This is a genomic window from Streptomyces sp. 71268 (assembly GCF_029392895.1).
Lineage (GTDB): Bacteria > Actinomycetota > Actinomycetes > Streptomycetales > Streptomycetaceae > Streptomyces.
The window spans coordinates 7,928,450-7,950,976 of the sequence record NZ_CP114200.1 but is presented as its reverse complement, the minus strand read 5'-3'; the positions used below and the strand labels follow the sequence as shown (position 1 = coordinate 7,950,976).

Here is a 22,527-nt window from a genome sequence, read left to right as displayed (position 1 = left end):
CCGATGAGCGCCCTCGACCCCCAGCCGGCCCCGGCCGCCGGCCACGCCCCCGAGCCCGGCCCGCGCGCCCCCGCCGTCCACTACGCCCTGGGCATCGACTCCGGCGGCTCGGGCGTACGCATCGCCCTCGGCTCCGTCGGGCCGCTGGGCGCCCCCGCCACCGAGCCGCTGACCTGGCACTCCCCCAGCCCCGCCCTCGTCGGGGAGCACGGCATCGACGCCGCCGGGCTGCTCGCCCGGGTGCTGCCGGCGGCCCAGCGGCTGCTGCGCCAGGTCGGCGCCGAGCGGGTGGCCGCCGTCTGCGTGGGCGCGGCCGGCATGGCCAGCCTCGGCGACGACCTGCGGGCCCACCTGCCCGCCGCGCTCACCGACGCCCTCGGCTTGCGACGGCTCGCGCTGGCGGCCGACGGCGTCACGGCCTACGTCGGGGCGCTCGGCCAGCGCCCGGGCGCCGTCGTGGCGGCTGGCACCGGCATGATCGCCCTCGGCACCGACCTCGGTGACGGCCCGCACGGCGCCTGGCGGCGCGTGGACGGCTGGGGTCACCTGCTGGGCGACTGCGGCGGTGGCGCGTGGATCGGCCGGGCCGGACTCGAGGCGGCCATGCGCGCCCACGACGGGCGGGCGGGCGGCTCGCAGCCGCTGCTGTCCCGCCTCGAGGCCGTGTTCGGGCCGCCGGAGCACCTGCCGGGGCTGCTGTACCCGCGCCCCGACCGGCCAGCCGTGCTGGCCTCCTTCGCCCCGGAGGTCGGCCGTTGCGCGGCCACCGACCCGGTGGCGGCCGCCATCCTGCACGAGGCGGCGGACCACATCGCACGCGCCGCGCAGGCCGCCTTCCCCCACCCGCCCAGCACCGACCAGGCGGCGCGCGGCGACGACGCCGGGGCGCTGGCGCTGACCGGCGGGCTCTTCCGGATGGGGGCGCCGCTGGTCGACCCGGTACGGCGGGAGTTGGCCCGCCGCCTGCCCGGAGTGCCGGTCACGGAGGCGGCCGGCGACCCGCTGGCGGGGGCGCTGCGCGTGGCGTCGGCGCTCGCGGCGGACGCGCTGCGGCTACCGGTGGACGGGGAACTGCTCCAGGTGCTCTAGCCGTTGCCCGCGAGGGCCGGGGCGGTCGCGCCCCGGCCCCGGGACCGGCCCGTAGTCACCGCTGCATTTCGGGTAGCGCGCCACACACGACCCAAAACGCCGGATAAAACGGGACGGATTCGGCCTAGTTATACCCACCTGAACAGCGCTCCTCGTCAAACGGCTAACATGCGGCGCCATGAGTTCCCCCACCGGGCCCGCGTCCGGCCTGCCTGTACGAACGCCACGACCTCGCCAGTCCGGACGGCACCGGCGACCCGAGCCCGCCGCGGCGCCCGTCGGCGCGCCGCCGCTGGTGCTCGCCGTGCCCGGGGCTCCCGACCCCGTGACGCGCGCGGTGGTCGACGAGGTGCTGAGCATCGCGCGCTCCGAGCTGCCCGGCCTCGACGCCCGGGTCGGCTACGTCGGCGGCGCCGACGAGCAGGCCCCGGCCTTGGAGGCGACGCTGGCTCAGGCCGCGCGCGACCGCGCGGCCCTGCTCGCCGCCGCGCAGACCAGCGCCGCGGGCCAGCCGAGCGAGGCGGCCACGGACGCGTCCGACGCCGCGGCCCAGGAGGCGGCGTACGGCGCCCAGCGACAGGCCGCGATCGACGCGGACGGGCCGGCGGCCGTGGTGGTACCGCTCCTCGCCGGTCCCGACAGCGAGTTGGTGGCCCGCGCGCGGCAGGCCGTCGAGGGCAGCGGCTGCGCCGCCCTGTTCACCGACCCGCTCGGCCCGCACCCGCTGCTCGCCGAGGCGCTGCACGTGCGGCTCTCGGAGGCCGGGCTCGCCCGCGCCGACCGCGCCCGCCTGTTCACGGTGGCCACCGCGGCCGACGGCATCATCCTGGCCACCGTCGGTGGTCCGGAGGCCGTGCAGGCGGCGGGCATCACCGGCATGTTGCTCTCGGCGCGCCTCGCCGTGCCGGTACTGGCCGCGCCGCTCGACGAGAAGGGCGCCGTGGCCCGCACCGCCGAGCAGTTGCTCGGCGCCGGTTCGCAGCGCCTCGCGCTGGCCCCGTACCTGATCGGCCCCGAGGTGTCCGCCGAGCTGATCGAGACGGCGGCCAACGAGGCGGGCTGCGCGGCGGCCGAGCCGCTGGGCGCCTACCCGGCCGTGGGCCGCCTGGTGCTGTCCGCGTACGCCGCGGCGCTCGGCCTCACGCTCCCCGGCACGCCCAACCGCTAGCCCGCCGGCCGGCCAGGCCGTGGCCGCCGGCCCGGGCGGTACGCGGACCGCACCGGGCCGACACGGACGGCCCCAGGCTCCTGCCACCAGCGGTGCAGCCGGTCGACGCCGGTGACGGCGCCTCACCGTGCGCCGCCCGTACGCCACCTCGCGCGCGGCTCGCCCGAACCCGGCGTCGGAACCAGGACACATGGAAGGACCCGGCTCGCCGCCCCTCGTGGGCGGGCCGCCCCAGGTGGGGGCGGTACGAGCCGGGTCCTTCGCCGCGTTCCTTCCGAATTCCCCCTGGCCGGCGAACGGGCACCGCACCCCGTGTCCGGGGCGCGGTGCCCGTCGCCGGTCGGCGCGCGGCCGGTGTCAGGCGAGCACCACGCACGACGCCGCGGGGGCGTCGACCGAGCCCGACCAGGTCGGGACCCCCGTCTCGGCGTCGACGGTGAACCAGGCCACCCCGCCGGAGCGTTCGTTGGCCACGTACAGCCGCTCCCCCGTCGCCGACAGCGCGAGGTGCCGGGGCCAGTGCCCGCCGCAGTCCACCGTGGTCCGCAGCTCAAGCTGGTCGCCCGTCGCGTTGAGGGCGAGGACGGCGATGCTGTCGTGGCCTCGGTTGGCGACCCACACGAACCGCCCGTCGGGCGCGACGACCAGCTCGGACGGGTAGTTGCGCGGCAGGTCCTCGCCCTCCCGTGGCGGCAGCACGCTGACCGCCGCGCCGGGGGTCAGCTCGCCCGTGGCGGCGTCCCAGCGGCAGACGGTGACCGTGGAGTCCAGTTCGTTGGTCACGTAGGCCCACTCACCGCCCGGGTGGAAGGCCAGGCTGCGCGGGCCGGCGCCCGGCGTGAAGCGGGCGGCGTGGTGCGGGCGCAGGGTGCCCCGCTCGGCGTCCAGCTCGTAGCTGTGGACCGTGTCCGTGCCCAGGTCAACGGCGAGCACCCAGCGCCCGGACGGGTCGGGCAGCACGGCGTGCGCGTGCGGGCCCCGCTGCCGCTCCGGGTCGGGGCCCGACCCCTCGTGCTGTCGTACGTCGGTGGGCCGGGCCAGGCCACACCAGGTGCCGTGCCCCTCCGGGTCCAGGAGGTAGGGCAGGACGCTGATGGTGCCCGACGAGTAGTGGGCGGTCAGCACGTGGCCCTCGGTCAGCGACAGGTGCGTGGGGTCGTCGCCGCCGACGGCCGCCGGCAGGCCGAGGGGGGCCGGCCGGTCGGGGTCGCCCAGGGAGAAGGCCGCGCCATAGCCGTCGGGCGTCTCGCTCACCGCGTACAACACCCCCTGCTCCCGTGAGAGGGCCAGGTAGGAGGGGTTCTCCACGATGTCGGTCGAGTACTTGACGGTCAGGGCCCCGCTGTCCGGTTCGACCGTGGCGACGCTGACGCCCCAGCCTCCCGCCGAGGTGAACGAGCCGATGTACGCCCGCTGGTCACCGGGGGTCGCCCCGTCGCCGGTCTTGCTCTCATCGCTCGTGGCGCTCGCCATGTCGCACCTTTCTCGGCCCGCCGGATGAGGACGGGCCGTAGCCGTAGGTCCGGACCAGGATGCCCGGTTCACCCGCACGGCTCTAGATGCATGCGACCACGACGGAGATCGGGTAGCACGGAGGGGAGCGGCGGATGGGCGGAAAAGCCTCGGGGGGAGGTCTGCTGAGACCCGAGGAGGCGGCAACGATGCTGTACATGGTGCAGTTGTTCGGCAGTGCCACGCGGTGGGACGAGGAGATCGCCGCGTACTCGCCCGAGGAGTTCCAGGCGATGGTCGAGCACATGGGGCGGCTCAACGAGGAGTTGTCCGCCTCCGGCGAGCTGGTGGAGGCGCGCGGCCTCGGCGGTCCGGCGCTGGTGACCAGCGTGTGGGCCAGGGACGACGGGCCCCCACGGGTCAGTGACGGCACGCACGACGGGCGGGAGAAGCTGCTGGCCGGCTACTGGGTGGTGGACGTCGCCGACCTCGACCGGGCGGTCGAGATCGCCGCCCGGGCGTCGGCCGCGCCCGGCCCCGGCGACTCGCACAACTTCCCCGTGGAGGTGCACGAGCTGCCCACGGACCTGCCGCGCTGACGTCGCCCGGCGAGCGCGTACGCGAACGGGCCCGTACCCGGTACGTGACCGGGTACGGGCCCGTTGCCCTCGGCGGAGGCGGCCGGCGCGTCGGGGCGGCCGGTCAGGCGTCGGCCAGGGGCGCGCGCGGGGAGCTGCGCAACGGGGCGGCGAGCTCGGTCAGCGCCCGCTCCAAGCCGTGCAGGTGGACCAGCGCGGGCTCCGTCGCGACCGGTTGCGCCGCGGCGGCCGGGGCCGGCGACACCACCTCGCGGACCCGGTCCGGGGTGGTCAGCGACTCGACGGCGGCCTCGACGCGCTGACAGGCGGCGGTGAGCCGGGCGTCGTGGGACGCCTCCGGGTCGCCGGCGATGGAGGCGAGGCCGCGCACCTCGCGGGCGCAGTCGTCGAGCAGGGCCAGCACCTGCCGGGCGCGCGCCTTGCGGGCGCGCAGCGGGCTCAGCGGGTGCACCAGCGGGGCGAGCGACAGCCGCACCTTGCCGAGGAGTGCCTCCAGTTCGGCGACGCGCGGCGCGGGGTCGGCGGTGGCCGAGCCGGCCAGGCGCGCCGCCGCCTCGGCGGTGCAGGCGTGCACGCAGCGCACGGCCCGCTGGACCCAGGCGTCGGTGGTGGCGTGCGTGGTGACGGGCAGCACGCACAGCACGGCCAGCGCGGCGCCGAGCGCGCCCACGGCGGTCTCGGTCACCCGCAGCCCGAGCAGCCCCGGGTCCAGCACGCCCAGCGACCCGTAGAGGAGCCCCGCCATGAGGGTCACCGCGAGCATCATCCAGGTGTAGGAGACGGCGGCCGTGTAGAAGATGCCGAACACGCAGAGGGCGACGAGGATCGCGGTGGGGACGGGGGCTCCGTCCAGCGGCACGGCGATGACCAGGCCGAGGGCGACGCCGATGACGGTGCCGAGCGCCCGGCGGAAGCCGCGGACCAGGGTCTCGCCCCGCGACGCGGTGTTCACGAACACCCACCAGGTGGCGCCGACGGCCCAGTACCAACGCTCGTGCGAGAGCACCTGGCCCACGACGAGCGCGAACGCCCCGCCGGCGGTCGCCTGGACCGCCTGCCGGGTGGTGATCCGGGCCAGGCCCCGGCCCTCGGGTGGCGCGGGGGCCGGGACGGCGGGCGGCGGCAGGCGCCGCTCGTAGCACCACAGGCCGAAGCGGACGAGGGAGGCGGCGAGCAGGGAGAGCGTGACGGCCGCGTACAGCTCCGGTAGCTGTCCCGGCACCGTGTGCAGGAACTGCGTCGCGAAGAAGGTCATGAACGCGAACACGCCCAGGGAATGGCCGCGCGGGCCCCAGCGGCGCGCGTACACGCCCGCCCCGACGACGGCCAGGAAGGCGATGTCACGGGCCAGCGGATAGTCGTGCAGCCCGGCCGCGAGGGCCAGCACGGGGAAGCCGGCCACGGGCAGCAGCGCGGTGGTGACGGCCTGCCCGCGCACCGTCGTGTCGAGGACCGTGAAGAGTGCGAGCAAGGCGGCGAGCCCGCCGGTGATGGCGGCCACGAGCGAGTGGCCGGCGAGGCCGCACACGGCGACCGCCAAACCGATGCCGAGGACGGACCGGGCCGCGCTGCGCAGGCGCAGCCGCCCCGGGTCCGGAGCCACGAACATCTTCTTGAGCACGGTTTCCCACCCCTTCTGTCATCCAGCGCGAACAGCGGACGGCGCGCGTTCCCACGGTCCGCGCGCGTCAGCACGAAAAATGACGCCGCGGAGGGTTCCGCAGCGCCATCGACGGGACCATCACAGCATTGACGTCCTCGTTGGCTCAACACACCCCGCGACCGCTGGGCCATTGGCCCACTATCGGCCGCTCCGACCGGGCCAGAAGCGAGCCAACGGACCACAGAGCCGGGCCACGCACGCACCTGTGTCACCACGGCGCCCACCACCCACCGCCGTCACCCACCGCCCCGGCCCGCGACGAGCCCGCGCCGCCCGCGCCCCACCGCGTGGCTGGCGCCCCGCGCGAGCCGGCGGATTCGTCGGGCCCAGGGGTGGTGCGCCCCGGCGAGGGTGGGTACCCGGCCGGCGGGCACGCCTCGGCGCCCGCGCGCCGGGCCCCGGCACCGGGCGCAGGCGTGGCCGGCCGGGTCGCGGGCCCGGCGCCGTACGCCGACCGTCACGGGTCGGCCGGCGACATCCCGTACCCGAGAACCAGGAACCGAGAGCCGGCATCCGGCGCCGGCCGCCCGACACGGGCGAGCCGGGCCCGGTAGCCACCGAGCCAGACGCGACAGCAGCACACGCCGGACCGTCCGGAGGTTTCCCCGGCGGGCGGTCGGGCGGGGTGGGAGGCATCCAGCATGGCGACGACAGCCACCACGACGCAGGCCATCAGCGTGGACGTCGATGACGTGGCGCTGCCGGGCGACCTCACGCTGCCCGCCGAACCACTCGGCGTGGTCGCCTTCGCGCACGGCAGCGGCAGCTCGCGGCACAGCCCGCGGAACCGGGCGGTGGCCGGGACGCTGCACGAGGCCGGTCTCGGCACCGTACTCGTCGACCTGCTCAGCCCGGAGGAGGAGCGCGTCGACCAGGTGACGGCCGAGTTGCGGTTCGACATCCCGATGCTGGCCCGACGCGTCGCGGCGGTCGTGGACTGGCTCGACCGCCGGGCCGACACGCACGAGGTCCCGGTGGGCCTCTTCGGCGCCAGTACCGGGGCCGCGGCGGCGCTCGTCGCGGCGGCCGAGCGGGCCGACCGGGTGGCCGCCGTGGTCTCCCGTGGTGGGCGCCCGGACCTGGCGGGCCCGGCGTTGACCGCCGTACGGGCGCCGGTACTGCTCGTCGTCGGCGGCGCGGACCCGCGGGTGCTGCGCCTGAACGAGGAGGCGGCCGAGCGCCTGACCGCCCCGTGGACCCTGCGCGTCGTGCCGGGCGCCGGACACCTCTTCGCGGAGCCGGGTGCCCTGGAGGTCGTCGCGCACGCCGCCCGGGACTGGTTCCTCGGCATGCGCCGCGGGGACGACCGATGACCGTGCCCGTGCGGCGCCGGGGCGACCGGGCGCCGCACGGGCGGAAGGGAGGAACCGCCATGCTCTTCTCCGATCGCCGGGCAGCCGGCCGGGAGCTGGCCGCCCAGCTCGCCGACCGCGAACTCCACTCCGAGGTCGCCAGCCCCTTCGTGCTGGCCCTGCCGCGCGGCGGGGTGCCGGTGGCCGACGAGGTGGCCAGGGTCCTGCACGCGCCGCTGGACGTCCTGGTGGTGCGCAAGATCGGCCCACCGTTCAACCCCGAACTCGGTGTCGGGGCCCTGACCGGCGAGGACCCGCCGCTGTACGACGAGCGGGCGTTGGCCATGCTGGACCTGACGGCGGACCGACTGGGCGCGCAGGTCGCGCGGGCGCGCACCGAGCTGCACCGCCGCGAGGACCTGTACCGGGGCGGGCGTCCGGCGCCCGACCTGCGCGGCCGCACGGTCATCGTGGTGGACGACGGGCTCGCCACCGGCGTCACGGCCCACGCCGCGCTGCGGGCGGTGCGCCGCATGCGGCCGGCCCGGGTGGTGCTCGCGGCCCCGGTCTGCTCCGTCGAGGCCGCCACCGCGCTCGGCCCCGAGGCCGACGACGTGGTGTGCGCGCACCAGCCACGACCCTTCGGCTCGGTCGGCCAGTGGTACGCGGACTTCGAGCAGGTCAGCGACGACGAGGTGATCGACACCCTGCGGGCCGCCCACGCCCCCGGATGACGGGCGTGACCCCGCGCGGCGCCCGGGCCACCGGGGGCCGTTGGTACAGTCACCAGGCCGCATAGGGGACCTTCTGGGCCCGTGCGGACGAGCGGGACGAGCAACGACGAACAGGAGCCGGTGGCCCGTGGCCGTGGACGCCCTCGACGCGAAGATCCTGCGGCTGCTCCTGGAGCAGCCGCGCACCAGCGTGCGGGAGTACGCCCGGCTGCTCGGCGTCGCCCGCGGCACCCTGCAGGCACGGCTCGACCGGCTGGAGCGCGACGGGGTGATCACCGGTAGCGGGCCACGCCTGTCGGCCGCCGCCCTGGGCCATCCGGTGCTGGCCTTCGTGCACGTCGAGGTGACCCAGGGGCACCTGGACGACGTGGGGGACGCGCTCGCCGAGGTGCCGGAGATCATCGAGGCGTTCTCGATCACCGGCGGCGGCGACCTCATGACGCGGGTGGTGGCGCGGGACGCGGGCCACCTGGAGGACATCGTCCAGCGCCTGATCCAGCTTCCCGGCGTGGTCCGTACCCGCACCGAGATCGCGTTGCGCCAGCGGGTGCCGTACCGGATGTTGCCGCTGGTGGACGCGGTGGGCGCGGAGGCGGGCCGGCAGCGGTAGCCGTGGCGGGTTCCGGTCCGCCCGTGCGTACGCCGCGTCCGCCTGATTGGCATGCTGTGCCCATGAGCACTTCCCCCACCACCGCGGTCATCTTCGATCTCGACGGCACGCTCGTGGACAGCGAGCCGCACTACTTCGAAGCCGGGCGGCGCACCCTGGCCGCGTACGGGGTGACCGACTTCGACTGGGCCGAACACACCCGCTTCATCGGCATCGGCACCCGCGAGACGCTGACCATCCTGCGGTCCGAGCACGGAATCGAGGCGTCCGTCGACGAGTTGCTGGCGGCCAAGAACCGGCACTACCTGGAGTTGGTGGGCGCCTCGACCGGGGCGTTCCCGAAGATGCGCGCGTTCGTGGAGCGGTTGTCCACGCGGGGCCACCCGATCGCCGTGGCGTCCGGTTCGTCGCGCGCCGCGATCGAGGCCGTGCTCGGCGCCACGGGGCTCGACGCGCACTTCGCCACGTACGTCTCGGCCGAGGAGGTGCCGCACGGCAAGCCGGAGCCGGACGTCTTCCTGGAGGCGGCCCGGCGCCTGGGCGTGCCGCCGGCCGACTGCGCGGTGGTCGAGGACGCTCCGCCGGGCGCGGAGGCGGCGCGCCGGGCCGGGATGCGGTGCGTCGCGGTGCCGTACGTGCCGGCGACCGCGGACGATCCGTGGTTCGCCGCCGCGGGGCTCCGGTTCTCGGGTGGCCAGGGTGAGTTCGACGCGGAGCGCGCGTACGCCTGGCTGACCGGGTCCGGCTGACTGCTCGACACCCCCACCTTTCTGGCGTAAATGACCTAATGAGAGCATTCGCTCGCACGATCAACGCGCAAGACGAAGTGGAGCTCATATGGAACGACGTGGGGGACGCGCGGCCTACCGGTGGGGAGCTACGGTGGTCGCCTCTACAGCGGCGCTCGCCGTGCTCGTCCCGACGAGCAGCGCGCAGGCGGCGAGCGGGCCCTCGGGCATCACCGCCCGCGGTGCGTACCTGCTCGACAGTGGCGCCAACAAGCAGTTGTGGGCCAAGGACGCGGACACCAAGCGTCAGATGGCGAGCACCACCAAGATCATGACCGCGATGGTGGTGCTCGACACGAAGAAGGTGAACCTGAACAAGCAGGTCACCATCAAGAAGGAGTACCGCGACTACGTCGCCAAGGAAGGCGCTAGCACCGCCGACCTGAAGGTGGGCGACAAGGTGACGGTGCGCCAACTGCTGTACGGGCTGATGCTGCCCTCGGGCTGTGACGCCGCGTACGCGCTGGCCGACACCTTCGGGTCGGGCAGCAGCATCGCCGCCCGGAAGAAGTCGTTCATCACCAAGATGAACGACCGGGCCAAGGCGCTGGGGCTGAAGAACACCAAGTACGACTCGTTCGACGGCATCTCGGCCAAGGGCTCCAACTACACCACGCCGCGCGACCTGGCGAAGTTGACCCGGCACGCGATCGGCAACAGCACCTTCAAGACGGTCGTGAAGGCGCAGAGCACCAAGCAGAAGGCCACCAACGGCCGCACGTACACCTGGTACAACACGAACAAGCTGCTCGGCTCGTACCAGGGCACGTTCGGCGTCAAGACCGGTACCGGCACGGCCGCCGGTCCGTGCCTGGTCTTCGCCACGACGAAGGGCAAGCGCACCGTGGTGGGCGTCATCCTCAATGACGGCAACCGCTACGCGGACGCGAAGAAGATGCTCGACTGGTCCTTCAAGACCAAGACCAAGGTCGCCTGGCGCGCGCTGCCCAACAGCGCACAGCAGGACTAGGGTCCCTCGGCGCTCCCGCCACCGCGCGCGAACCCGCTTCGAGGCGGATCGCTCGCGACGGTCGGGGCCGACCTCGGGTCCGACCCGGTCGTTCGGTGCCCCGCTCGGTACTCTCCCGGGCGGGGCATCGTGCTGAGCAACCCCTCTTTCGGCATGGTCCAGACCTCTTGACGAGAGGTCTGGACCAACTTACCGTGTGGCCCACCACACACCCATGCCCCATCTTCGGGTCCACCCCCGGCTCAGGAGGTACGCGTGCCTTCCCCCACGCCTCCTCACGTGTCATGTGCACACCCACTGCCGCACACCGGCACGGCTGCGCCCGGCGGTCCCCACGTACGTGCCCGAAGACACGCCACCGCGGACCGCGCGCCCATCCGGTGCCGATGTTCGCGGCCAGAAGGGAGCACAGCATGATCGGTCGGACGTTACGCCTGCTGGGAGTCGGCCTCGCGCTGGCCTTCGCCGCCCAAGTACCCGCCGCCCAGGCGGCCGAGACGCCTGACACCCCACGCGCCGACACCTGCGAGGTCAAGTCCAGGCCCACCGGCAAGGTGCTCCAGGGTTACTGGGAGAACTGGGACGGCGCGGCCAACGGCGTCCACCCGCCCTTCGGGTGGGTCCCGATCAACGACAAGCGCATCCGCGACCACGGCTACAACGTGATCAACGCCGCGTTCCCGGTCATCCGCTCGGACGGCACCGTCCTGTGGGAGGACGGGATGGACGCGACGGTGAAGGTCTCGACGCCGGCCGAGATGTGCGACGCCAAGGCCAACGGCGCCACGCTGCTGATGTCCATCGGCGGCGCAGCGGCCGGCATCGACCTCAGTTCCAGCAAGGTCGCCGACCGGTTCGTCGAGACGGTGGTGCCGATCCTGAAGAAGTACAACTTCGACGGCATCGACATCGACATCGAGACGGGCCTCACCGGCAGCGGCAACATCAACCAGCTCTCCGCCTCGCAGTCCAACCTGATCCGCATCATCGACGGCGTGCTCGCCAAGATGCCGTCCAACTTCGGCCTGACGATGGCCCCCGAGACGGCGTACGTCACCGGCGGCAGCGTCACCTACGGCTCGATCTGGGGCGCCTACCTGCCGATCATCAAGAAGTACGCGGACAACGGCCGGCTGTGGTGGCTGAACATGCAGTACTACAACGGCAGCATGTACGGCTGCTCCGGTGACTCGTACCAGGCCGGCACGGTCCAGGGCTTCACCGCGCAGACCGACTGCCTCAACAAGGGCCTGGTCATCCAGGGCACCACCATCAAGGTCCCCTACGACAAGCAGGTTCCCGGGCTGCCCGCCCAGCCCGGCGCCGGCGGCGGCTACATGTCGCCGAGCCTGGTGAGCCAGGCGTGGGGCAAGTACAGCGGTGGCCTCAAGGGCCTGATGACCTGGTCCATCAACTGGGACGGCAGCCGGTCCTGGAGCTTCGGCAACAACGTCAAGTCCCTCCAGGGGCGCTGACCCGGCCGAGCGCCCACACCAGGGACGGCGCCCCGCCGTCCCCCACACGAGCCGACCCGCGCCACACGGCCCCGGCGCGGGTCGGCTTCGCCGTGCCCGGCGGACCCTCCACGGCGACTCCTCGCCTCACCGCTCCCACGGGACCCGCCCGCCCCACCCGCGAAGACGACTCCCGCCGGAGCACCCCCGGGGATTTCCGGAAAGCGGCCGGAGCGGGAAAAGAGCGCGTCGGAGAACGGGTTCGGGAACATGCCACGGCGACCAGGGAATTCCGTTCCCATTCCCGATCTCCCCTTGCGCGGAGGAATTCCTGGATCACCCTTATTCGGCCACCGCTCATCGGCCGGATATCCGCCGTCGTCGAGCTTTTTCACGGTTACCCAACATGGCGTGTTCCGGCGTGTGTTGGAGCAGGGCGTCGGGTATCGAGAGTTCTTGACACGGTGATCTTTGACATCAGGAGTGGTCCGATGACAGCGAGGTCCGGGGCCGTGCACCACGCCGCGCGGGAATACCGCGGGGACGCGCGATGATCGGCGAATTACCCGAGCCCGAGCCCGAGCGAGGACGGGCCGGGGCGCACACCGCCGCCGAAGCCAACACCATCACCGACACCGGCACGCACACTGGCACCGGCGCCGCCGACACCGCCGACACCGACAGCGATCACCGCGCCGACGCGGCCACACCGCTGCTGGACGGGGAACGGCTGTTCCACGAGCTGGTGGTCGACCAGGCGCGCCGCACCCCGACCGCGCTCGCCGTACGTTGCGGGACTCGCCGTCTGACGTACGCGGAGCTGGACCGGGCCAGCGACCGGCTCGCCGAGCGGCTCGGCGGGCAACCGGGCGGGCCCGGGCAGCCCGTCGCCGTTCTGGTGGACCGCTCGGTCGACCTCGTCGTGGCGCTGCTCGGCGTACTGAAGGCGGGGCACGCGTTCGTGCCGCTCGACCCGTCGTACCCCGCCGCACGGCGCCGGCACATGCTCGCGGACTCCAGGGCCACGGTGGTGGTGAGCGTCGCGCGCCTCGCGGAGCGCGCGGCGGACGCCGCGACCGCCGGGTCCGCCGGCGGCGACGGCGTAGCGAGCCCGGACGTCGTACTGTGCGACGCCCCGAGCCCGGCGCGCGTGCGGTACGAGCGGGCCCCGGCCGGGCCGGACGACCTCGCGTACGTGATGTACACCTCCGGTTCGACGGGCCGGCCCAAAGGGGTGGCGGTCGACCAGCGCTGCCTGCTGCGGGGTGTGTTGGCGATGACCTCGGTGGTGCGGCCGGCCCCGGGTGACGTGTGGGCCTGTGTGACGTCACCGTCCTTCGACCCGCTGATCGCCGACCTGTTCCTGCCCTTGGTCCGCGGCGCGGCGGTGCTGCTGGCCACGGACATCGAGGTGCGCGACCCGCACGCGCTGGCGGACCTGTTCACCGCCGGCGGTGCCACCATCGGGCAGGCGACTCCGTTGGTGTGGCGGGCGCTTCTTGAGGCCGGCTGGGCGGGCGGCCTGCGGGTCGCCCTGAGCGGCGGCGAGCCGCTGCCGGTGCCGCTGGCGACGGAACTCCGCGCGCGCTGCGCGTCGGTGTGGAACCTCTACGGCCCCACCGAGACCACCGTCTGGTCCACGGGCCACCGCTTCGACCCGCGCGACGGGCGCGCGGTGCCGGTGGGCCGCCCGCTGCCGGGCACCACGCTGCACGTGCTCGACACCGAACTACGGCCGGTGCCCGCCGGGCGATTGGGCGAGGTCTGGATCGGCGGCGACAAGGTGGCCCGGGGCTACCACCGACTGCCGGACCTCACTGACGAGCGCTTTCGGCCCGACCCGTACGGGCCGCCGGGCGCCCGGTTCTACCGCACCGGGGACCTCGGCCGGCTGCGGCCCGACGGCGTGCTTGAGCTCTCGGGGCGCGCCGACCGCCAGGTCAAGATCCGGGGCCACCGCGTGGAGCCCGGCGAGGTCGAGGTCTGCCTCACCGAGCATCCCGAGGTCGTGCACGCCGTGGTGGTCGCCCGGCCGGATGCCGACGGGCCACGGCTGGTGGCGCACGTCCAGACGGCCCGCGACACGCCCCCGGTCCCCGACGACCTGCACGCGCACGCGCGGGCGACGCTGCCCGAGCACGCGGTGCCCAGCGCGTTCGCGCACGTACGGCAATGGCCCCGGACGCCCAACGGGAAGATCGACCACGCCGCCCTGGTCAAGGTCCTGGAGGCTCCCTCGGCGGGCCGGGACGCGGAATCAGGTACGGGCGCGGTCGCTGGCTCGGGCTCGGGCGCGGGCGCGGCGGAGGGTGGGAACGGCGGGCCGGTGACGGCGGACACACGGGGTCAACTGGGCTCCCTGTGGCAGGAGTTGCTGGACGTTCCGCGCCCCGGGCTCGATGACGACTTCTTCGCCCTGGGCGGCCACTCCCTCCTCGTCATGCGCATGGTCGCCGCCATCAGGAAGCGGTTCGGCGTGCGCGTCTCCACCCTGGACGTCATGAACCGGCCGACCGTGCGCCAACTCGCCGAGCTGATCGACGCGGAACGGGCCGGCCTCGGTGACCACCCCCACCCACGGTGAGCCACGCCCCGCCCACCTGTGACCCGGCCGGTCAGTCAGCCAACCAGCCAGCCGAGCTGTCCGTCCGGTCAACCGGTCGGCGGGCCGGTCCCGGCCTCCCGTACGCGCCGCCGCCCTCGTCCATCCGCACTGGAGGTGATGCCGCATGACCTGCCCATCGACCAGTCCGCCCGGCACGCCGGCACCGCGCCCCGCCGAGCGGGACCACGCCGGCGCCACGGCGCCGCTGCCCGCGCTGCTGCGCCCGCTCTGGCTCGCCTCCCGCGTGGCGGCGGACAGCGCCCTCTACAACGAGCCCGCCGCCTTCGTGCTGCGCGGACCACTCGACACCGGGGCGCTGCGCCGCGCCCTGGACGCCGTGTACGAGCGGCACGCCGCCCTGCGCACGGTCGTGGTCGGCGACGACCACGACCCGCGGATCGCCGTCCTGGCCCCCCACCCGTTCCCGCTGGAGGAGCGCGACCTGCGCGCCCACGGCCCCGGGTCCGCCCGGCACCTGGCCGAGGAGTGGGCCGCGACCGCCGCCCGGCGCCCCTTCGACCTCGAACGGGGGCCGCTGGCCCGGGCGGGGTTGCTCCGGTGCGCCGACCAGGAATGGGTCCTGGTGGTGGTGTTGCACCACCTGGTCTGCGACGGCTACTCGCTGGGCCTGTTCTTCGCCGAGATCGGGGAGGCGTACGCGCGGGACGCCGCGCCACCCACCGTCGTGGCGGCGCACTGTGCCCAACAAGAGCTGGCGTCGTCCGTGAGCCCCGAGCAGCTCGCCGCCGACCGCGCCTACTGGGAGCGGCGGTTGGCCGGCGTGCCCGCGCGCATGCCGCTGCCCACCGACCGGCCCGAGCCGGCCACGCCGCGGCGCACCGGCCACCGCGTCCCGATCCCGCTGCCGCCCGACTGGTTCGCCTCGGCCCGCGCGGCGGCGGCCGAACTGCGTACCCCGCCGTTCGCGCTGGCACTGGCCGCGTTGGCGCGCGTGGTCGGCGCGCTGGCCGACGCCGAGGACGTCGTGATCGGCACCACGGTCAACGTGCGGGCGGAGGCCGAGGCCGAGGAGGCCGTCGGCTACTTCCTCAAGACCATCCCGCTGCGGCTGCGCGTACCACCGGGGCGCACGGTCGCCGACGCGGTGCGCCACGCGCACGACGTGGTGCTCGCGGCGATCTCGCACACCGGCTGCGAGTTCGACGACATCCTCGCCGCCGCCGAGGCGCGGGGCGGCGGCCGGCCGGCGCTGTTGCAGGTCGCCCTTGAGCTCCAGTACGAGCCGGCGGAACTCACCCTCGCCGGCGCGTCCGCCACCCGGCTGGCCGTGCACACCGGCACCGCCAAGTCCGAACTCACCTTCCACCTCAGCGCCGCGCCGGGCACGCCGAGCGAGTTGGAGTACGCCACCGAGCTGTACGACGAACGGACGGCCACCAGCCTGGCCGCGGCGTTCGCGACGGTGGTGGCCGGCGTGCGGGCGGGGGCGGCGCTGGACGCGTTGGTGTGGGACGAGCTTCCGCTGACCGACGGGGAGGCGCGGCGCGAGGTGACGGCCCTGGCGGAGGGCGAGCCGCTCAAGCCGCCGCGCTGGGCCCTGCTGCCCGAGGCCGTGCGCGAGCGCGCCCTGCTCCACCCCGAGCGGCCGGCCGTGGTAGCGGCCCCGGGCAGCGGCGCCCCGACCGTGCTCACGTACGCCGAACTCGACGCGCGGGCCGGAGCGTTGGGCCGACGGTTGCGGGCAGCGGGGGTCGGCCGGGGCACGGCGGTCGGCATCCTCGCCGCCCGCCCGGAGCGGCGGATCGCCGCCGTGTTCGGGGCGTGGCGGGTCGGCGCGGTGTGCGTGGCGCTCGACCCGGACCTGCCGGCCCTGCGGCTGCGGCACCTGGTGGAGGCGGCGGAGGTGCGGGTGCTGGTCCTTGAGGAGGAGCAGGACGACGCGTTCGCTCCGCCCGGCGTACGACGGCTGCGCTGGACGGAGCCGCCACGGCCCGACGCCATGGCCGACGCGGGCCCGGAGTCCGTCGATGCCACGCCGGACGACACCGCGTACATCATCTTCACCTCCGGCAGTTCGGGGCAGCCCAAGGCGGTGGCGGTGCGGCACGGCAGCCTCGCCGCCTTCGGCCAGGCGATGCGCCAACTGGCCTTCGCTGACTTGGAGAACGTCTCGCGGGAGGAGGCCGACGGCACCGGAGCGCGGGCGGACGGGGAGCCGCTGCGCGTCGCCCAGAACGCGTCGCCGTCCTTCGACGCCTCCTGGCAGTCCACCCTGCTGCTCGGCTCGGGCCACACCCTCTACCCCGTGCCGAGCGCGCTGCGCTCCGATGGCGAGGCGTTCGTGGCCTTCCTGCGCGCCCACCGCGTCGACCTGCTGGACGCCACGCCCACGCACGCCCAGCACCTGGTCCGCGCCGGCCTCCTCGCCCCCGGCAAGCCGGCCCCGCGACTCCTGGTACTCGGCGGCGAGGCCGTCCCGCAGGGGCTGTGGGACCGGCTGGCCAGCGGCCCGGTGCGGGCCGTGAACGTGTACGGGCCGACCGAGTTCACCGTGAACGCCACGGGCTGCCCGATCGGGCCCGCCCACCCACGACCCGTCATCGGCCGGCCGCTGGCCGGGGTCACGGCCCAGGTGATGGACCGCCACCGGCGCCCGGTGCCGCGCGGCTTCCCCGGCGAGCTGTACCTGTCCGGGCCGCAACTCGCCGTCGGTTACCACGGGCGACCGGACCTGACCGGGGAGCGCTTCGTCACCCTGCCCGACGGCCGCCGGGCCTACGCCACGGGCGACCTGGCCCGCTGGCGGGCCGACGGGACCCTGGAGTTCCTGGGCCGCCGCGACGGCCAGATCAAGCTGCGCGGGCACCGCATCGAACTGGACGAGGTGGCCGAGACGCTGCGCGGCGCGCCCCTGGTGGCCGACGCGGCGGCCACGGTGGTCGACACGTCGACGGAGCGGCCGGTGCTCGTCGGCTGCCTGGTCCCGGCCGGGCCCGGCCTGGCACCGGAAGCGGTGCGCGCCTACGCCGCCGCGCGCCTGCCGGCGTACATGGTGCCGGCCGCCTGCCACGTCGTGGACGCGCTGCCCCGCACCGCGGCGGGCAAGCTCGACCGGCCGGCGCTGCACGCCCTGATCGCCGCGCGGCGCGAGGCGGGCGGGCCCACCGCCGACGCGGGGTCGACGGCCGGCCCGGCCGACGGTCCGCTGGCCGCCCTGTGGTGCCGTCTGTTGCGGCGCGAGAGCGTGTGCCACGACGACGACTTCTTCGCGTTGGGCGGCCACTCCCTGCTGGCCACCCAGTTGGCCCGGGAGGCGCGGGCGACGCTCGGCGTGCGGCTGCCGTTGCGCGTCATTTTCGAGCACCGCACCCTGGCCGCGATGGAGGCCGCGCTCGCCGGCACCGCCCCGGAAGCGACGCCCGACGCGGCCCCGGGCCCGGACTCCGGGCCGGGGGCGACGGCCGCGCCGCGCCCCGACGGCCGGCAGACCACACCCGCCGGGCGGACGCGGACCCCCGGCCGTGGACTGGTCGTACCACTTGCGCCGACCGGGCCCGCCGGCTCGGCACCCGACACCGTCCCGCTGGTGCTGGTCCATCCGCTGGGCGGCACCCTGCACGCGTACGAACCGCTGCTGCGCCTGCTGCCGCGGACGCTGCCGGTGTGGGGCGTGCGGTCGCCGGCGATGTCCGGCGCGGGGGCAGAGCCCGACACCGTCGACGACCTGGCGCGGCGCTACGCCGCCGCGTTGGTCGAGCGGCCGGGGGTGGGCGCGCTCGCCCTGTTCGGCTGGTCCCTGGGCGGGCTCGCCGCGCTCGCCGTCGCCGACGCCCTGGAGCGGCGCGGGGTCGAGGTCACGGCGGTGGAGCTGTGGGACTGCGGGATCGGCGGCCGGGAGCCGGAGGGCGACCGGGAGTCGCTGCGGCTGGCCCTCAACGCCACCTACGGTGCTGTCGACACGCCGGCCCTCCGGCGCGTCCTCGACGTCGTCCCGGAGGGCGCCACCGCGGACGAGGCGGCGCTGCGCCGGGCCTGGGACCTCGCGGGGCCGCTCGGCGAGGCGGACCGGAACGCCCTGGAACACAACTTCCGCACCATCCGCCACCAGAGCGACCTGTTCCGCGGCTGGCGTCCCTCGTTCCGGCTGCGGGCGCCGGTGCACGCCGTCTACGCCCGGGAGACCATCCGCACCGACACCGTCGCGGACACGGACTGGGCGCTCTGGACGCGCGGGGGCTGGAGCACCGACACGGTCGAAACCGACCACTACGGCATGATGCGTCCGCCCCATGTCGCGCTGGCCGCCCGGCGACTACTGAGCCGACCGCACATCGGGAGGACGCCATGAACGCGCGCGACGAGATGGGCGCCGAGACCACACGGCAGCCGGCGGCCGAGCGGGACGCGGGGCGGCCGGCCGCCGAACAGGGCGCGGGGCGGCCGGAAGTGCGGGAGGCGGAGACGCGGAGGGCGGAGGTGCGCCGCCTGTACGAGCGCTTCCCCTATCCCTCCCCCACCGCGGAGTCCGGGCTCCTGCACGACGTGGCCAACGCGATGGGGTTCCTGCTGGCGGACGGGCGGCTCGGCGAGCGGCGCGTCCTGGACGCGGGCTGTGGCACCGGCCACCGCCTGGTCGCCCTCGCCAAGGGCCACCCCGAGGCCCGGTTCGTCGGAGTGGACGCCTCCGCCGCGTCGCTCGCCGTCGCCCGCGCGTTGGCCGACCGGCACGGGGTGCGCAACGTGGAGTTCCGGCAGGGCCTGGTGCCGGGCCTGACCTTGCCCGAAACGTTCGACCTCGTCGTGTGCACCGGCCTCGTGCACCACCTGCCCGACCCGCGGGCCGGTCTGCGCTGGCTGGTCGAGCGGCTCGCGGACGACGGCCTGTTGTACCTGTGGCTCTACCACGCGCTCGGCGAACACGACCGGTTGCTCGACCGGGAGCTGGTCCGCCTGCTCGACGACGCCTCGGGCACCGGGTCGGGGCTGGAGACCGTACGGGCCCTCGGGCTCACGCTGGCCGAGGGGCGTTACGGCGCCAACAGCGAGAGCGCCGCGACCGCCGAGACCCGGCACGTCATCGACGCGGACGCCTACCTGCACCCCGTCGTGCACGCCTGGCGCTTCGGCGACCTGCCCGGGCTGCTGGCCGGTCTCGACCTGGACTGGGTGTCGGCGTTCAGCGTGAACTACGAGGGCGGCAGCCGGTTCGTCGACCTGGCCGGGCTGGAGGACGACCCCTACCTGTGCGTGACCGGCGCGGAGTCCCTCCCGTACGAGCTGGCCGACCGGCTGACCGGACTGTCGAACCCGCGCCAGCTCCAGGTGCTGGAGCTGAGACTGCGCCCGACCGGGTTCAGCCTGGCGGCCGGTCGGGGCGACAGCCTGCGGCAGTGCGCGCCCCGGGTCGCCGGCAGCCGCTTCCTGGACCGCCGAACGACCGCCCCCACCGAACCCACGGCGGCGGGCCCGCGCGGCGACCGGGGCCGATGATTGCGGGAGAACGCACCAGTACCGGACGCCCAGCGAGGAACGCATGCCCACCGCCGCCCCCTTCCAGCTCCATCCGGGAGCACCCGACTCCCCCGTGCTCCTGCACGTCCCGCACTCCTCACGGACCGTGCCCGCGGCCGTCCGCGCCGGGATCGTGCTTAACGACCGGGAGTTGGCGATCGAGTTGGACCACATCACCGACGCCCACACGGCGCGCGTCGCCGCCCGCGCGGCCGAGAGGGCGCACCCCGCCCCCTGGCGGTTCGTCAACCAGCTCTCCCGCCTGGTCGTCGACCCCGAACGGTTCCCCGACGAGCGCGAGGAGATGCTGAGCCGCGGCATGGGCGCGGTCTACACCCGCACCACGCACCAGGCCGACCTGCGCCCGGCCGACTTCGACGGGCGCCCCCTGGTCGAGCGCTACTTCCACCCGTACGCCAAGGCCATGACCGACGCGGTGGCCGACCGGCTGGCCGCCGTCGGGCGTGCCGTGATCATCGACGTCCACTCGTACCCGTCCAGGCCCCTGCCCTACGAACTGCACGGCGCGGGTCCGCGCCCGCCGATCTGCCTCGGCACGGACGCCTTCCACACGCCGGCCCCGCTGCTGGCGGCGGCCCGGCGGGCGTTCGCGGGGTTCGGCGGCGTCGGCCTGGACAGCCCCTTCGCGGGGACGTACGTGCCGCTGCCGTACTACGGGAAGGACGCGACGGTCAGCGCGCTCATGGTGGAGATCCGGCGCGACCTGTACATGGCCGAGCCGGGCGGGCCCGCGGGCCCCGGCCTGGACGCGCTGGCCGAGGCGCTGGCCGACCTCGTCGCGCGGGTGTCCGCCTGACGGGCGGGTGTAGTGGAGCGCCGCCCGTCGGCCCGCCCCGAAGGCGCGGGGCGGGCCGACAGGCGGCACGGGCGGTCAGCGGTGGCCGCTCACGCGGCGTTCGGGCCGACGTCCGCCGGGGTGAGGGGGGCGCGTACGGGGGCTGCCGTCGCGTACTCGTCCGCACCGATGTCGCGCTTGTCGCCGCGCGGGTGGCCGTCGATGTCCTCGGCCACGGCCGGGCTCTTGAGCGTGGCGGCGCCGATCGCCGGGCTGCCCGCCGCGAGCCGGTAGATCCCGTCGGACGCCTTGCGCAGCCGGGGGTCGACGCGGGTGTAACCGCCGGTGGGAACGGTGCCGTTGGACGCCGCGCCCCACAGGATGTTGCTCTGCCAGGTGAAGCCGGTGGACTTCGGCACCGCGACGAGGCTGCCCACGTCGCCCACCAGGAGGTTGTCGGCGACCACCACGTCGCGGGGCTCGTGCGGCTTGCCGTCGCTGGAGAGCGTGCCGCGGTTGTTCAGCAGGGTGTTGTGCGCGATCACCGCGCGGTCGCAGGCGTCGTGGCCGCGCCGCTCGTCCTCGCTCTCGCCGGGGTGGTGGTCGCGGGTGCTGCCGCTGCCGATCACCAGGGCGTCGTCCGACAACCCACTGAGGTAGTTGTTGACGATCAGGTGGTCGTTGCCGTAGACGCGCACCCCGTCGGCCCCGCCGATCAGGTAGTTGCCCTCGACCGTTGAGCGGTTGCCGTGGCGCAGCACGATGCCGCCCCGGCTGTCGCGGATCGTGTTGTATCGGATGGTGTTGTCCGACGACTTCACCGAGATGGCCTCGGGGTCCCCGTCGCACCGCTCGAAGAGGTTGTACTCCACCACCGCGTTCGCGCTGGCCAGCGCCCGGCTGCTGACGCCGAGCCGGATCGCCTCGCCGCCGTTGAGGCCGCTGAAGCTGTGGTCGGAGAAGTGGTTGCGGAAGATGTGCGACCGCTGGGCCATGGTGGCCTCGTCCGGCCCGTCGATCACAACGAAGATGCCCGAGGTGGTCTTGTGGTGGAAGTGGTTGCGGTCGATCTTGGTGTCGTCGCCCCGCACCACCACCCAGTACAGCTTGGTCAGGTCCGCGAGCTGGAAGTCGTTGCGGGTCAGCCGGATGCGTTGGCAACTCCCCGGGATCTCCAGGCTGGTGGACTGCCGGAAGGCGAAGCCGCTGACGGTGACGTTGCTCGACGCGTCGAAGACGAAGCCGCGCTCCCCCTTGAGCACCACGCCGCCGCGCGACTCCGCGGTGATGGTGATGGGCGCGCTGGTCGTGCCGTGCTTGCCGGACACCCGGATGCCGCCCGAGGGAACGGTGTACGTCCCGTTGGCCACGACGATGCGGGCGCCGGGCGCCGCGCGGTCGATCGCGCTCTGCAGCTCCTTCAGGGAGGTGACCGGCGCCGCCGACGCGCTGGCCGGCAGCACGGCCGTGAGGACCGCGGCGCCCAACACGGTGCCGGCGAGAAAGGTGCGTCTGTGCATGGTGCCTCCTGGGGGAACGGGACGGTGCGGGTCGACGGGGTGGCCGAGCCCGCCACTGAGCGGCGGGTACGGGCCGCGACCGAGGGGACGTGGGTGGGCGCCGGTCACCCGGTGCCCATCCACGTCCCACGGCCGAGACCTGTCTGACCACAGCTTCGGGCCCGGTGCTGCCGTTCCGCTGACGTGCCGCTAACGCCGGCGACATCTCGGGCGCCGGGGCCGCGCGCGCCGCCCTGCCCCCGCCTCGCGCACGCCGCCCCCGACGCCGCGCGCGGCGGGACCATCCCGCGCCGGGGCTCGGCCGTCCGACGGATT

The 22,527-nt window shown here is 74.8% G+C and carries 16 protein-coding genes; 13 read left to right on the top strand and 3 right to left on the bottom strand.

Features of this window, described 5'->3' with window-relative positions; genetic code table 11:
* Positions 1–3: 3 nt before the first annotated feature.
* Both OYE22_RS31655 and OYE22_RS31650 read left to right on the top strand, forming a co-directional pair.
* A complete protein-coding gene (locus tag OYE22_RS31655) occupies positions 4–1,089 on the top strand; it encodes a BadF/BadG/BcrA/BcrD ATPase family protein (protein ID WP_277323627.1) in 1,086 nt (361 codons plus the stop codon).
* A gap of 178 nt (positions 1,090–1,267) precedes the next feature.
* Positions 1,268–2,257 (top strand): hypothetical protein, encoded by a 990-nt coding sequence (locus OYE22_RS31650; RefSeq protein WP_277323626.1) that lies wholly within the window; start codon positions 1,268–1,270, stop codon positions 2,255–2,257.
* A 357-nt stretch (positions 2,258–2,614) separates the two neighbouring features.
* Here OYE22_RS31650 and OYE22_RS31645 read toward each other — a convergent pair whose 3' ends face one another.
* A complete protein-coding gene (locus tag OYE22_RS31645; protein WP_277323625.1) occupies positions 2,615–3,730 on the bottom strand; it encodes a lactonase family protein in 1,116 nt (371 codons plus the stop codon).
* Between the two features lie 188 nt (positions 3,731–3,918).
* Here OYE22_RS31645 and OYE22_RS31640 point away from each other — a divergent pair, with 188 nt between their 5' ends.
* Positions 3,919–4,308: a YciI family protein gene (locus tag OYE22_RS31640; protein ID WP_277323624.1), complete on the top strand. Its 390-nt coding sequence runs from the start codon at positions 3,919–3,921 to the stop codon at positions 4,306–4,308.
* A gap of 103 nt (positions 4,309–4,411) precedes the next feature.
* On the opposite strand, the gene OYE22_RS31635 is transcribed toward OYE22_RS31640, so the two are convergent.
* Positions 4,412–5,929, bottom strand: coding sequence for an FUSC family protein (locus OYE22_RS31635; RefSeq protein ID WP_277323623.1), 1,518 nt, complete (start codon positions 5,927–5,929; stop codon positions 4,412–4,414).
* A 683-nt stretch (positions 5,930–6,612) separates the two neighbouring features.
* Here OYE22_RS31635 and OYE22_RS31630 point away from each other — a divergent pair.
* The 10 genes from OYE22_RS31630 to OYE22_RS31585 all read left to right on the top strand — a co-directional run bounded on the left by OYE22_RS31630 (position 6,613) and on the right by OYE22_RS31585 (position 20,713).
* Positions 6,613–7,284, top strand: coding sequence for a dienelactone hydrolase family protein (locus OYE22_RS31630; RefSeq protein ID WP_277323621.1), 672 nt, complete (start codon positions 6,613–6,615; stop codon positions 7,282–7,284).
* Between the two features lie 59 nt (positions 7,285–7,343).
* Positions 7,344–7,997 (top strand): phosphoribosyltransferase family protein, encoded by a 654-nt coding sequence (locus OYE22_RS31625; protein ID WP_277323620.1) that lies wholly within the window; start codon positions 7,344–7,346, stop codon positions 7,995–7,997.
* A gap of 127 nt (positions 7,998–8,124) precedes the next feature.
* Positions 8,125–8,607: an Lrp/AsnC family transcriptional regulator gene (locus OYE22_RS31620; protein WP_277323619.1), complete on the top strand. Its 483-nt coding sequence runs from the start codon at positions 8,125–8,127 to the stop codon at positions 8,605–8,607.
* A gap of 62 nt (positions 8,608–8,669) precedes the next feature.
* Positions 8,670–9,356, top strand: a complete 687-nt coding sequence (locus OYE22_RS31615) for an HAD family phosphatase (protein WP_277323618.1) — start codon at positions 8,670–8,672, stop codon at positions 9,354–9,356.
* An 88-nt stretch (positions 9,357–9,444) separates the two neighbouring features.
* Positions 9,445–10,365 (top strand): serine hydrolase, encoded by a 921-nt coding sequence (locus tag OYE22_RS31610; RefSeq protein WP_277323617.1) that lies wholly within the window; start codon positions 9,445–9,447, stop codon positions 10,363–10,365.
* A 413-nt stretch (positions 10,366–10,778) separates the two neighbouring features.
* Positions 10,779–11,840: a chitinase gene (locus OYE22_RS31605; protein WP_277323616.1), complete on the top strand. Its 1,062-nt coding sequence runs from the start codon at positions 10,779–10,781 to the stop codon at positions 11,838–11,840.
* 529 nt (positions 11,841–12,369) lie between these two features.
* Positions 12,370–14,403: a non-ribosomal peptide synthetase gene (locus tag OYE22_RS31600; RefSeq protein WP_277323615.1), complete on the top strand. Its 2,034-nt coding sequence runs from the start codon at positions 12,370–12,372 to the stop codon at positions 14,401–14,403.
* Positions 14,404–14,548: 145 nt separating this feature from the next.
* Complete coding sequence (locus OYE22_RS31595; protein WP_277323614.1) at positions 14,549–18,733, top strand: amino acid adenylation domain-containing protein; 4,185 nt, start codon at positions 14,549–14,551, stop codon at positions 18,731–18,733.
* The gene (locus OYE22_RS31590; RefSeq protein WP_277323613.1) at positions 18,730–19,875 is read left to right on the top strand and encodes a class I SAM-dependent methyltransferase; all 1,146 of its coding nucleotides are present in this window, start codon (positions 18,730–18,732) and stop codon (positions 19,873–19,875) included. The genes OYE22_RS31595 and OYE22_RS31590 overlap by 4 nt, the downstream gene beginning before the upstream one ends.
* A 43-nt stretch (positions 19,876–19,918) precedes the next feature.
* Positions 19,919–20,713 (top strand): N-formylglutamate amidohydrolase, encoded by a 795-nt coding sequence (locus OYE22_RS31585; RefSeq protein ID WP_277323612.1) that lies wholly within the window; start codon positions 19,919–19,921, stop codon positions 20,711–20,713.
* An 89-nt stretch (positions 20,714–20,802) separates the two neighbouring features.
* Here OYE22_RS31585 and OYE22_RS31580 read toward each other — a convergent pair whose 3' ends face one another.
* Positions 20,803–22,212: a polysaccharide lyase 6 family protein gene (locus OYE22_RS31580; RefSeq protein WP_277323611.1), complete on the bottom strand. Its 1,410-nt coding sequence runs from the start codon at positions 22,210–22,212 to the stop codon at positions 20,803–20,805.
* Between the last annotated feature and the right edge of the window lie 315 nt (positions 22,213–22,527).

Bases quoted from the DNA above. Each gene is read 5' to 3' on its own strand.
- OYE22_RS31655 (WP_277323627.1), top strand. From the start codon at position 4: ATGAGCGCCCTCGACCCCCAGCCGGCCCCGGCCGCCGGCCACGCCCCC.
- OYE22_RS31650 (WP_277323626.1), top strand. From the start codon at position 1,268: ATGAGTTCCCCCACCGGGCCCGCGTCCGGCCTGCCTGTACGAACGCCA.
- OYE22_RS31645 (WP_277323625.1), bottom strand. From the start codon at position 3,730: ATGGCGAGCGCCACGAGCGATGAGAGCAAGACCGGCGACGGGGCGACC.
- OYE22_RS31640 (WP_277323624.1), top strand. From the start codon at position 3,919: ATGCTGTACATGGTGCAGTTGTTCGGCAGTGCCACGCGGTGGGACGAG.
- OYE22_RS31630 (WP_277323621.1), top strand. From the start codon at position 6,613: ATGGCGACGACAGCCACCACGACGCAGGCCATCAGCGTGGACGTCGAT.
- OYE22_RS31625 (WP_277323620.1), top strand. From the start codon at position 7,344: ATGCTCTTCTCCGATCGCCGGGCAGCCGGCCGGGAGCTGGCCGCCCAG.
- OYE22_RS31615 (WP_277323618.1), top strand. From the start codon at position 8,670: ATGAGCACTTCCCCCACCACCGCGGTCATCTTCGATCTCGACGGCACG.
- OYE22_RS31610 (WP_277323617.1), top strand. From the start codon at position 9,445: ATGGAACGACGTGGGGGACGCGCGGCCTACCGGTGGGGAGCTACGGTG.
- OYE22_RS31605 (WP_277323616.1), top strand. From the start codon at position 10,779: ATGATCGGTCGGACGTTACGCCTGCTGGGAGTCGGCCTCGCGCTGGCC.
- OYE22_RS31600 (WP_277323615.1), top strand. From the start codon at position 12,370: ATGATCGGCGAATTACCCGAGCCCGAGCCCGAGCGAGGACGGGCCGGG.
- OYE22_RS31595 (WP_277323614.1), top strand. From the start codon at position 14,549: ATGACCTGCCCATCGACCAGTCCGCCCGGCACGCCGGCACCGCGCCCC.
- OYE22_RS31590 (WP_277323613.1), top strand. From the start codon at position 18,730: ATGAACGCGCGCGACGAGATGGGCGCCGAGACCACACGGCAGCCGGCG.
- OYE22_RS31585 (WP_277323612.1), top strand. From the start codon at position 19,919: ATGCCCACCGCCGCCCCCTTCCAGCTCCATCCGGGAGCACCCGACTCC.
- OYE22_RS31580 (WP_277323611.1), bottom strand. From the start codon at position 22,212: ATGCACAGACGCACCTTTCTCGCCGGCACCGTGTTGGGCGCCGCGGTC.